This is a genomic window from Pseudomonas sp. TWR1-1-4, assembly GCF_049897165.1.
Taxonomy (GTDB): Bacteria; Pseudomonadota; Gammaproteobacteria; order Pseudomonadales; family Pseudomonadaceae; genus Aquipseudomonas; species Aquipseudomonas canadensis.
The window spans coordinates 124,594-135,439 of sequence record NZ_JAFCVS010000008.1; the positions used below are offsets into that span (position 1 = coordinate 124,594).

The window sequence follows — 10,846 nt, forward strand, 5'->3', positions numbered from 1 at the left end:
CTCAGGCCGGAACAGCGGCGTGATGGTCACGACGGTGCGCGGCTTCACTGTGCTGGCTCTCGCCGTGCATCTCCGCCAGGCGGGTGATGAACTCGTCGACAAACACACGCATGTCCGCGCTGACTTCCTTGTTGCGCGTGATCAGGCGGTTGTAGCCAAACAGCGCCGGGATCGCGACAAACAGGCCCATGGCCGTGGCCAGCAACGCCGCCGCCATACCGGGAGCAATCGCATTGATGTTCACGTCACCGGCCATGGCCGTACCGAGGAACACCACCATGATCCCCAGCACTGTGCCGAGCAGGCCGATGTAGGGGCCGCCGGCGATGGCGTTGGACAGGGTCGAGAGCTTGGAGCTGAGCGCCTGGTTTTCGCGGGTGCGCACGCCGTCCATCGAGCAGCGGATGGCTTCGATGGTGGCGGCCGAGACCGACGAGGTGTCAGCGCCCTGGGCACGCCGGGTGCGGATCTCCTTGACCGCTACCAGGTACAGGCGCCACAGCGAAGAATGGGCCAGGCGCTCACCCAGTTGGGCGTCGTCGGCGTACATCTCCAGGCGGGTACCGATTTGTGAGAAGTGCTCGCGGAACACCTCGTTGGCGCTGCTGAGGCGGCTGACCTGACGGTTCTTACGCAGCATGATGACCCACGACTGGAACATCATCGCCACCAGCACCAGGATGATTACCCAGGCATCCACCGGCACCGCGTTGAGCAAGAAGCCCAGGCTGCCGAAACCAAAGCCGGACTGTTCTTCATCCACGCCATAGGCCACCAGTTTCGACTCGGCGCCCTGGGCGCTGGCATCGGCCAGCAACAGTGCCGCCGGACGCGCCACCTTGGACAGGCGCAGCTCATCGATGGCCCCGGCGAATGGCAGGTGCGTGGTGCCCGCTTCCGGCAGATCGGCACCAATGGCCAGTTGGGTGTTGAACGCGGGCAAGGCAACAGCCAGGGTGGCAGTCTCGCGGCCATTCACATACAGCGTGACCTTGTCACCCTCAGAGGTGAACGCCAGGTGCTGCCATTGGCCGGGGTTCAAAGGTTGAGTCGACACGGCGCGCTGGCCGTCGATGTCCACGAACGGCATGCCCTGGTTCAGACCCAGCAACAGGCTATGGGCACCATCACGTCGGGCCAGCACGACTTGCTCGCCGCTGGCTTGGTCCAGGCGCAGCCAGGCGCTGAAGGTGAACGCGCCACCCGCAGCGTGTTGCAGCGAAGGGCTGGCCGGCAACATCAGCGGTTGACCGCTGAACTGCAAGGCACGGCCGATCACACCGTCGATGCTCGCACCGGTGGCGTTCAACGCGGTGTTGGCGTAGGCCGTGGTGTCGCGGGCCGGTGTGCCGTTGGCCCCGTCAAAATGGTAGAGCGCGGTGTAGTTCGGGTCGAACGTCAACTGGCCGTTGGCGGTGGCCGGGGCCTTCTGGTTGCCGTAGTACATCCACAGGTCCTGACGCTGACCGCCTTCGACCTTGGGCACATCGACCCAGATCAGCGCCATGCCCATCAATGGGTCGAAGCTCTCGATCTGGTGGTTGAACACGGTTTTGTCATCGGCGCTCACAAAACGCAGGTCGGCGCCGTCATCCTTGACCCCGTCAAAGGTGAAGTTGCCGGTGTGCAAGCGCACCAGCAGCGCGGTACGGCCCAGGGCCTGGTTGATCGCGGCGCCTTGGGCGGTGGTGTCCACCGAAATCTGTTTGCGGTAGTGCCAGTCGTCCTGCCACCAGGCGTGGGCGGTGGCTGGGAGCGTGAAGCCCAGGCAGATCAACAGGCTCAGGAATAGGCGTTGCATGGGTGAAGTCTCCGGAAGAAAAAGTCAGAAAGTCGCCTGCACACTGAAGTGCAGTCGCGAGTCCTGTTTCTGGGTGTTCGGTCCATCAAGCAGCGGGTAGCCCCAATCCAGGCTGCCGGACAACCATTTGCTCAAACTGGCGCGGGTGCCCAGGCCGACACTGGCCAGGCTGTATTCGTCTTCTTGCTCGGGCAGCGGATCATGCAGACGCATGCGCGCGCCTTCGGCGAACGCGTAGAAGCGCCACTCCTGCACATAACTGCCGAGGAACTTGGCCAGGGACGGCGTGCGCAGTTCCTGGGAGAGCAAGTACCCCTCATCCCCGGTACGCTCCGCCGCCAGGTAGCCGCGCACCGACGTAGCACCGCCGGCGGAATACTGCTCGTTGGACACCAGCGGCCCCGACGCCAACTGGAAGCCGCCCTTGGTCGCCGACTGCCAATCGTTGGCGAAGGTGTAGGTGTAATTCAGGTCGCCCTTGAGCACGGCAAAACTGGCGCTGGCCTTGTAGCGTTTGTATTCGAACTCTTCGGCATCGCTGCCGTAGCCGAAGAAGGCGCGCGTGCCCACTACCAGGTTCAAGCCCAGGCCCAATTGCGATTGTTCGGTATAGCGAAAGCCGTTGTAGCCCAAGGTGAACGGCGCATATTTGAGGGGCACCTGGTCGCTGCTGGAACCGAACTTCATCTGTTCGTCGAAGTCCTTGAAGTCCACGCCAAACGAGAACGAGTTGGCCCAGTTGCCCGCCGCCGGCAGGTTGTAGATGGCCGACACGCCGTAGGAATGCCCTTTGCCCAGCACGTTGCTGCCGCCGATGGTGGCGATGTTGCTGTCGGACTGGTAGCCCGAGAACTGCACGGTCCAACGCTCGTTGAGCGGGGCGCTGTAGGAGCCCGACCAGACCTTGGCATTCTCGGTGTCCTGGGGCGCGGTGAAGTAGGTCAGGGAAATGCTGTGGCCCAGTTGCCAAAGGTTGTCGTACCCCAGGGTCGCCACCGAGCGCAGTTTCTCGGTGTCGGCGCTGTAGTCGTTGTTCAGGCCGATACTGGCGTGCCAGGGGTTCTGGTCCTCCACCTGCAAATCCACATCCATGGTGCCGGGGCGTTGACCCTCGCGTACCAACGGCGTGACCTGGCGCCCAGCGCCGCGATTGAGGCCCGCCAACTGGGTTTGCACCGTGGCGAAGTCCGGCACCGCGCCCTCCTCCAGGGCCGGCACCTGCTCGCGGATTTCCACTGGCGAATAGTGCTTGGCACCGACCACACGCACCCGGCCGACCTTGGTCTCGCTGACCTGCAGATAGACGATACCGTCATCGACCTTCTGCTCCGGCAACTCGACAAACACCGACTGGTAGCCACGCGACTGGTAGATCTTCTGTAACGCATCGCGCGCGCCTTCGATATCGCCCAAGGTCTTCTGCGGCCCCAGGAACGGATACACCGCCTCCTCGATCGTCGCCGCATCCAGCACCGTATTGCCGCGCACGAAGTACTCGTTGACGTCGACCTTGCGCGCGCCCTCTTCTTCCTCCGCCAACACCGGTTGCGCCAGGCTCCCCAGCGTCACGCAACACAGCGCCAACGTTAATTTGAACAGATGCTCCACACCGCCCCCTGACTGTCTGATTTTGTGCGCCATCGCCGGACGCCCGGCGTGCGGCTGGCTCAATTGCTGGTGATCGAGGTGCTGCCGTGGCGTGCCAGCCAGGTGTGCAACAGGGCGAAGTTCAACGAGAACTCCGGCATGTGCAGCAAGGCGCCACAAAACACGTCACCGATGATTTTCTGGATGAGTTGCACCGCACGCGGGTTGTTGAGCAGCGTGGCGATGTCGCGGGTCAGTACGTGAATGCTCCAGACCTTTTGGTTGAGGTCCAGGCCGACGAACCAGCGGAACAACAGGTTGTAGTTCAGCTGTTCGTGCAGCTGTTGTTCGCTGGGCACCGAGTACAGCAGTTGCAGCAGGAGGATCTGCAGCACGGTGTGCGGGGCGATCGACATTGCGGGTTCGGCGGTGAGCCAGTCGCGATGCTGGTCGAGCACTTCGTCGATCTGTGGGCGCAGCAGTACCAGTGAGTGGCCTGCCGGGATGTAGCTGGACACTTCCTTGCGAGCGCCTTGCCAGTCTTCCTGGGAGACGATCCAGACCCAGGGTGCGCCGTAGCGATAGACCGACACCGGCTTCTTGCGCGCCGCTTCGACGATCTTTGACAGGCGCTGGTCGAGCTCCTGCATGCCCACTTTCGAGTAACGTTCCATAGTTCCCATCGCCCCACTCCTGGCATCCTGCTTGCGGCTGAAAAGCCCAACATTCTGGTGGGCTCAAGCGCGTTACACAGAGGAGACGGGAGTGGCCGGGGACTACCGAACTTTTGTCATGAAAGCTTCATTTTGGATTGGGTGGGGGGCAATTTCTGGTTGTGTACATATCCATTTCTTCGGTAACGGCTACTTAGGGTTCCGCTCTTACAGCGGGTCACTTTTGGAAAAGAGCCCCAAAAGTAACCAAAAGGGCTCTTGCCCCAACACTCGGCACCTCGCTTAGGCTCGGTGTGCCCGTAATCCGACAGTGATTTGGGGGGCCGCCGCCACGCGCCATCCATGGCGCGGGGCGGCTAAACCGGCATCCCTGCCGGTTTACCCCCCAAATCCCTGTCGAATTCCGGCCAGCGTGTTTAACGGGGCGCCTAAGATCAAAATCAAAAGCAAAAGCACAGCGGCCTGACAGCCGGCTTGAGTGGTGTGAAGCAAAGGCAAAAGCAAACGCGGTCCTGTAGGAGCCGTGGGGACGCCTAGTTCTTGCCGGCGATGGTCTTCAACGATGACGGAAGTACATCTGGATAAACGCGGCGGTCTCACGTTTTTCGCCGGCAAGCCGGCTCCTACAACACCGCGTATCCACGATGCGAAGCGAGTCGCTCTGGATCTTGATTTTGATCTTAGGCGCCCCGTCAAACACGCTGGCCGAACGCAGGCTTGAATCCGTGGGTAACCCGGCAGGACGCCGGGTTAGCCGCGCTGGGCCAAGGATGGCCCATCGCGGCGGCCCACGGATTCAAGCCGGAGTGAGGGCACACCGAGCCTAGGCGAGGTGCCGAGTGTTGGGGCAAGAGCGTTTTGCTTACTTTTGCGCTTTTCAAAAGTGAGCCGCTGTAAGAGCGGAACCAATAGTGACCGTTACTCAAATAACGGATATGTACTCAATCAAAACCCCACCCCCTGCAACGGCAACTCATAAGACTTCTTAACCGTCCGAACCACCAACGTAGAAGAATAAGTCCGAATCGGAATATCCCGATAAATCTCCAAAAACCGATAGATATACTCGGTATATTCCGCAGCATCCCGAAACTTCGCCACCATCACAAAATCAAACTCCCCCGTCATCAAGTAGCAGTCCTGAATCTCCGGATGACCAGAAAGTATGTGCTGCATCCTGCGATCAATATCATTGCTATCCCTATCCAACTTGATCAGAAAAAACGCCGTCACCTGGATCCCCAACTTTCGCTCATCCAAGACCGCCACTTTCGCCTTGATAATCCCCGCGCTCTCCATGCGGCGAATCCGCCGGTAACAACTGGTGGACGATAGCCCCACACTGTCACTCAACAACTCCAGGCTCTGGTCGCAATCCTTTTGCAACTTGCCCAGGATTTTCAAATCCATGGCGTCTGTCATCGGTTCCAAATCGTCCTTGAAAATTGCAATGAATCCGTCGCAATGACGGGCCAATTTGCACAAATCCTGCGCAGTGGCTAGTTAACATCGATTCAGCTTAGCAGCCCGGCCAACACCTGGCCTTACGGCGGCATGAGAGGGATCTTATGATAGTCGCGAAACCGACATGGACCGCTGATATCCAAGGACTTTTCAGCGCTCCCTACTGGATACCCGTCAGCCAGCGCGCCGCCGTTGCGGCCACCTGGATCGGCTGCATGAATGCCTACGACGTGTTCCTGGAAGACCCGGCGTCGGTCAAGACCTGGTCGCAGACCATCTACCAGCACCTCGCGTCGCGCAACATGCCGCTGACCACCGACCAGCAGCAATTCTGGCCGATCGATGCCTTGGAAACCTTCCGCCTGTGGGTCAACCAGGGTTGGCGGCTGGACAGCATCTCGCCCTTCGACCCGGCCGAACGCATCCCACCACCGGCGTTGCCGCACCCGGTCAAGCGCGTACGCCAGGACATCCGCTCGCTGAGCGTCGACGAACTGAACCTGTACCGCGCCAAGCTGGATGACGTGATGCATATCGGCGACCCCGACAGCGGTTCGCCCTGGCAGCGTTACGCCTACATCCATACCAACTGGTGCCTGCATTACCAGGAAGCCTTCGCCCTGTGGCATCGCGCCTACCTGCTATATCTGGAAGCGTTGATCGACTGCGCGATCCCTTACTGGGACTGGATGGCCGTGGACGCCAGTATCGACGGCAGCCCCCAGGCCGGCCTGCCCCAAGCGTTCCTCGATGAAACCTATGTGCACCCGCACACCGGTGAAGTGCGGCGTAACCCATTGCGGTATGCGGCGGCCAAGGATGGCTGTTCCAAGGTTTGCGCCACCGCTCCGGTCGGCGACGTGGATTGCCTGTATGTGCAGCGCAACCCGCTGTTCTATACCCAGGGCGAGGCCTTTCGTTTCGAGCGCACCCAACTGTATGGCATGAGCCGGATCTTTCAGCAGCAGGTGGTCGATGCGCTGGCGTTCACCACGTTCAGCCAGCCGCAAGGCGTGCCGGGCTACCCCTGGGCCAACATCACCAGCTTCGACCCGCCGCAACCGAATGACCTGTACCCCAACCGCGCGCTGAATTTCGACGGGCTTTACGAGCAGCCCCACGACAACTATCACGGCTGGATCGGCGGTGACATGGCCGACAACGCCTACACCGCGTTCGACCCGGTGTTCTGCGCCTATCACGCCAATATCGACCGCATGCTGGAAGTCTGGATCCGCGCCAACCCGGCGGCGCAGTACACCACCCAGTGCCTGTTGCAGCCGTTCGCTGGCCATCAGGCCGACGAGGTGAGCTTCACCAGCGCCGACGCTTGGCGCTACACCACCCTCGGCGATATGGCCCAGGACAGCCGGCACATCGGCTACGACTACGGCACCCCGATGGCCCCGCAGTTTGGCGCGGCGAAAGCTGCGTGCTGCCATCAAAAACCGGCTGCCATCACCGGCCCCTGGGTGGTGTTCGACCATGTGCGCTGCACCCACGACACCTACCTGATCGACGTCTTCCTCAATCAACCCGACGCCACGGCGCAACAGGCGAATGCCGACAACCCGCATTACGTCGGGCGCTTCAGCCGCATCGGCATGGGCCTGGTGGATGACAAGGGACGCTGCATCACCCAAGGCGTCTCCCGCGCCCTGAACGCCGCGCGCAACGTCAAGGCGCTGAACCTCAAACCGACCGATAAAGCGCAGTTATCGCTGATCGTGACCCATCCCGATACTGGCCAGGTGTTGACGCCCGATGCGTACGCGCCCCTGCCTGGCTTTATCGCCCAACTGGTGTGGGACGACCCACGCCAAACCTCTGCCGGCCCCGCTCCGGACGCCGGTTGCTGCTCCACCAACACCAATGCTGGAGAACCAACATGAGCACGCCCTTCACCCAATTCACCTCCCCCGCCGAACAAGCCCCCAAGGACTACAACAAGCTGGGCCTGGAGAATCAACTGCCCACCTTCGAAACCAACTGGAACAACAACGTCACCGGCTGGACCCAGATGTCGGTGATCGGCAACCCCTGGTCCAACCTCAACGACGCACCGCGCTCGGGCTACTACAACCCGATCGAAAGCGGTTACGGCACGCAGACGCCAGTGACCATCACCTGGCAGCCCTTCCCCAATCGTCTGTGGACGTTCTTCTACAACAACGGCGCCGCCGTGGTCCCGCAACTGGGCGGCAAGGCCATGACCCTGGACCAGGTGATGCAGTTGACCGACCACGGCCAGATCACCCTCAACAACACCCTCTATTCGCTGTACCCGGACCCCAAGGCGACCCAACTGCAGATCCCCAGCGTGCTGTGCAAGTCCATCAACTGGAACGGCCCCTACGCCGACTTTTCACCCTCGGGCCCACGGGGCTGGCTGGATGAATACTGCGAGTGGTCGATCACCCGCGATCCCGACGGCAACATGCGCAGCATCATGTTCACCAGCGAGAACCCGGCGTACTTCCTGACCATGTGGAACATCGACCCGCAGGCCGTGCTGGGGCTGTACAAAGCCTATGTCGACCCACAGGTGAAGATCGAAGACCTGTACCTGCGCTACACCGCCAACGGCCCGACCGGCAAGGCCGGTGATCCGGTGCTTGACCCCACCACCGGCCAGCCCGCCTACGACACCGTGAACAAATGGAACAGCGGTACCGTGCGCATTCCGGGTGTGTCAGGCGGCGCGATGCACCTGACCTCAGGCCCCAATACCTTGAGTGCCGAGATCTACCTGGCGGCAGCGGCCACCATCCTGCGGCCGATCAAAAGCAGCGGCAACCAACAGAACCTGATCTGCTGCGCCCAATACGGGCAGAACTACCGCAACTCCGATCCGCATATCGGTTTCTCCGCCAACCAGGAGGCCGTCAAAGCCCTGATTTCCTTGACCAACCCCATCGGTCTGTACCTGCAACAACCGAAGTCCTTCAGCACCTGGAAAGGCCCGCAAGGCCAGGATGTGAGCAGCTACTGGCGCATCACCCGTGGCACTGCCGGCACCGGGCCGAACAACTCCGACCAGATCCTGCAGGCCGTCTTCGAAGTGCCGCAAAGCGCGGGGTTCTCGATCAACGACATCACCATCAACGGCACGCCGATCGACTACGTATGGGTGATCGCCAACGAGCTGAATGTGGCCCTGAGCGTAACCCCGGCGCCACTCACCGCCACGCCCCAAGAGTGCGATTGCGTGGCAGCCAACAACACCGATGCGCAACCCTGGCCTGTGCAATTGCTGCCGATTGACCTGTTCTACGGTCAGTCCCCCAGCGACTTGCCGGCCAGTTTTGCGCCCGGCAGCTCGGGCCAGTTCGTGCTGGTGGTGCAAGGCGCTGACCCAAGCACCACGGCGGCAGATGCGCGGGTGCAGTTTTCCAACCCTGGGATCACGGCTCAGGTCACGAAATTCCTGCCGGATGCCTCGGCGATTCCAGGGCAGACCGACAGCGGCGGCACCCAGGGCTACATCATGACCGTCACCGTCAGCAGCAACGCAGCGCCGGGGCTGGTCAGCGTGCGTGCGCTGAACCCCAGCGAAGCCGCCAACCCCAGCGCCACGCAGCATCCGTGGGAAAGCGGCCTGGCGCTGGTGCCTGTCGCCTGAGTACCGCTTGGCCGCCCATGCCTGGCGTGGGCGGTCGCCTCTTGAGTCTTGAGCAAGGAATGCGACCATGAACGGATGGCTTCGCCCGCTGCGTCGGGCACGCTTGAGTGTGTTGTGCTGGATCACCTGCGCCCTTCTTCCCCTGCTGGGCACCACGCCGGCCAATGCGGCCTCGGACGCCCAGAGCTGCGTCAGCCAACTGGTGTTCGATCCCACCAGCGGCGGCTTCCTGCCGGTAAACAACTTCGGCACCGAGCAGGACTTTCTCAACTGTTTCGGCTGGCAGTTGTTCATCGCCATGAACTGGCCGGTCAACCCCGGCTGGCCAGCCAACCCGAGCCTGGCCGGTGAGCCGGACACGCAAAGCACCGTGGCCCAGTTCGGCGTGCCGCCAACGCCCGGCCAGCCCATGAGCAATGCCCCGGTGTGGGCCAGCTACAAGGACGCCAGCGATATCTTCCTACCCGGTGCGCCCAAGCCCTCCGGTTGGGGCGTGGAAACCCTGGTGCCGTCCAATTGCACCGCCACCGGCAACCTCAAGGCGTTTTCCACGGGCGCACGTAAATTCATTACAGCCACGTCGGAAAGCGCGATCAACCGCAAGCACCGCTTCCACTTATCCAGCGGTACCCAGGTGACGCTGCCCGATTCGATCATGGAAGCTTCCGGCGGCTGGCTCACGGACCAGTCGGGCAACCTGGTGTTTTTCGAGCGCAAGGTCGGCAAGGCCGAGTTTGATTACATCGTCGAAAACGGGCTGTACGACGCCGCCAACCAACTGATCGTGGCGCAGAACAGCGACAACCGGCACCCCGCAGGCCTGTCACTGCCCGCAGGCAAACTGGTGCGCGAGCTGCCGGCCCAGGCGCTGCCCCAAGAAGAACTCGGCGCCCTGGAACTCAAGGCAGCCTGGCGCGTGCTCACCAACAAACCCGAGCTGTACGGGCGTTACCTGACCACCGTCGCCTGGCTGCAGCGCCCCGACACGCTGCAATGCACCCAGGAAGTGGTGGGTCTGGTGGGCCTGCATATCATCAACAAGACACAGACCCAGCCGAACTTCATCTGGACCACCTTCGAGCAGGTCGACAACGTGCCGGACAACGGCACAGCAGGGCCCCAGGGCTACAGTTTCAACAATCCGGCCTGCACGGGTGATGCCTGCACGCCCAACGTTGCACGGGTGCAGTGCGATGCCACCCACACGCCGCCCAACTGCACGCCCCTTGATCAGCCAGTGCAGGCCACGCGACTCAATGCCACGCCCCAGGACCTGCAGGTGCTGAACACGGCGGTGCAGCAGACTTTCGCCCAGAAAACCCAGGGCCAATCAGTGTTCCAGTACTACAAACTGGTGAATGTGCTGTGGTCCAAGACGCCCAACGCGCCCAACGATCCCGGCCCTGGACCCAACGTGCAGGTGCCGCTGTCCTATGGGCCGTTTGTCAGCGACCAGAGTGTCGTTGTCGCCAACACTACGATGGAAACCTACGTGCAGACAGACAACTGCAACGACTGCCATCAGTACGCGGCGATTGCCGGCGGGTCCAAACTGGCGTCGGATTTCTCCTTTCTGTTTGGCAATGCCGACTCGGCGAAGAACACGCGCCTGATCAAACGCATCGAGGCGTTCAAGACCCTTAAGGATGAGCCGTAGCCGCAAGCCAAACACGGGGCGCAATTGTGGGGGCTTGTAGA

7 protein-coding genes are annotated in these 10,846 nt (G+C 61.8%); 3 read left to right on the forward strand and 4 right to left on the reverse strand.

What is annotated here, in order from left to right:
- Position 1: 1 nt before the first annotated feature.
- The 4 genes from ACP7C6_RS25140 to ACP7C6_RS25155 all read right to left on the reverse strand — a co-directional run bounded on the left by ACP7C6_RS25140 (position 2) and on the right by ACP7C6_RS25155 (position 5,472).
- Positions 2–1,801 carry a DUF2341 domain-containing protein gene (locus tag ACP7C6_RS25140; protein ID WP_068936201.1) on the reverse strand — a complete coding sequence of 600 codons (1,800 nt, stop codon included), beginning with the start codon at positions 1,799–1,801 and terminating at the stop codon, positions 2–4.
- 24 nt (positions 1,802–1,825) lie between these two features.
- Complete coding sequence (locus ACP7C6_RS25145; protein WP_028619778.1) at positions 1,826–3,409, reverse strand: ShlB/FhaC/HecB family hemolysin secretion/activation protein; 1,584 nt, start codon at positions 3,407–3,409, stop codon at positions 1,826–1,828.
- Between the two features lie 59 nt (positions 3,410–3,468).
- The gene (locus tag ACP7C6_RS25150) at positions 3,469–4,062 is read right to left on the reverse strand and encodes a transposase (RefSeq protein ID WP_028619777.1); all 594 of its coding nucleotides are present in this window, start codon (positions 4,060–4,062) and stop codon (positions 3,469–3,471) included.
- A gap of 945 nt (positions 4,063–5,007) precedes the next feature.
- Positions 5,008–5,472, reverse strand: a complete 465-nt coding sequence (locus ACP7C6_RS25155; RefSeq protein WP_028619776.1) for an Lrp/AsnC family transcriptional regulator — start codon at positions 5,470–5,472, stop codon at positions 5,008–5,010.
- A 158-nt stretch (positions 5,473–5,630) separates the two neighbouring features.
- Here ACP7C6_RS25155 and ACP7C6_RS25160 point away from each other — a divergent pair, with 158 nt between their 5' ends.
- From ACP7C6_RS25160 to ACP7C6_RS25170, 3 genes are all read left to right on the forward strand, one after another.
- Positions 5,631–7,418, forward strand: a complete 1,788-nt coding sequence (locus ACP7C6_RS25160; protein ID WP_426109371.1) for a tyrosinase family protein — start codon at positions 5,631–5,633, stop codon at positions 7,416–7,418.
- Positions 7,415–9,148, forward strand: coding sequence for a hypothetical protein (locus tag ACP7C6_RS25165; protein WP_028619774.1), 1,734 nt, complete (start codon positions 7,415–7,417; stop codon positions 9,146–9,148). The genes ACP7C6_RS25160 and ACP7C6_RS25165 overlap by 4 nt, the downstream gene beginning before the upstream one ends.
- Positions 9,149–9,215: 67 nt before the next feature.
- Positions 9,216–10,805: a hypothetical protein gene (locus ACP7C6_RS25170; protein WP_426109372.1), complete on the forward strand. Its 1,590-nt coding sequence runs from the start codon at positions 9,216–9,218 to the stop codon at positions 10,803–10,805.
- Positions 10,806–10,846: the final 41 nt, after the last annotated feature.

Bases quoted from the DNA above. Each gene is read 5' to 3' on its own strand.
- ACP7C6_RS25170 (WP_426109372.1), top strand. From the start codon at position 9,216: ATGAACGGATGGCTTCGCCCGCTGCGTCGGGCACGCTTGAGTGTGTTG.
- ACP7C6_RS25140 (WP_068936201.1), bottom strand. From the start codon at position 1,801: ATGCAACGCCTATTCCTGAGCCTGTTGATCTGCCTGGGCTTCACGCTC.
- ACP7C6_RS25165 (WP_028619774.1), top strand. From the start codon at position 7,415: ATGAGCACGCCCTTCACCCAATTCACCTCCCCCGCCGAACAAGCCCCC.
- ACP7C6_RS25160 (WP_426109371.1), top strand. From the start codon at position 5,631: ATGATAGTCGCGAAACCGACATGGACCGCTGATATCCAAGGACTTTTC.
- ACP7C6_RS25155 (WP_028619776.1), bottom strand. From the start codon at position 5,472: ATGGATTTGAAAATCCTGGGCAAGTTGCAAAAGGATTGCGACCAGAGC.
- ACP7C6_RS25150 (WP_028619777.1), bottom strand. From the start codon at position 4,062: ATGGAACGTTACTCGAAAGTGGGCATGCAGGAGCTCGACCAGCGCCTG.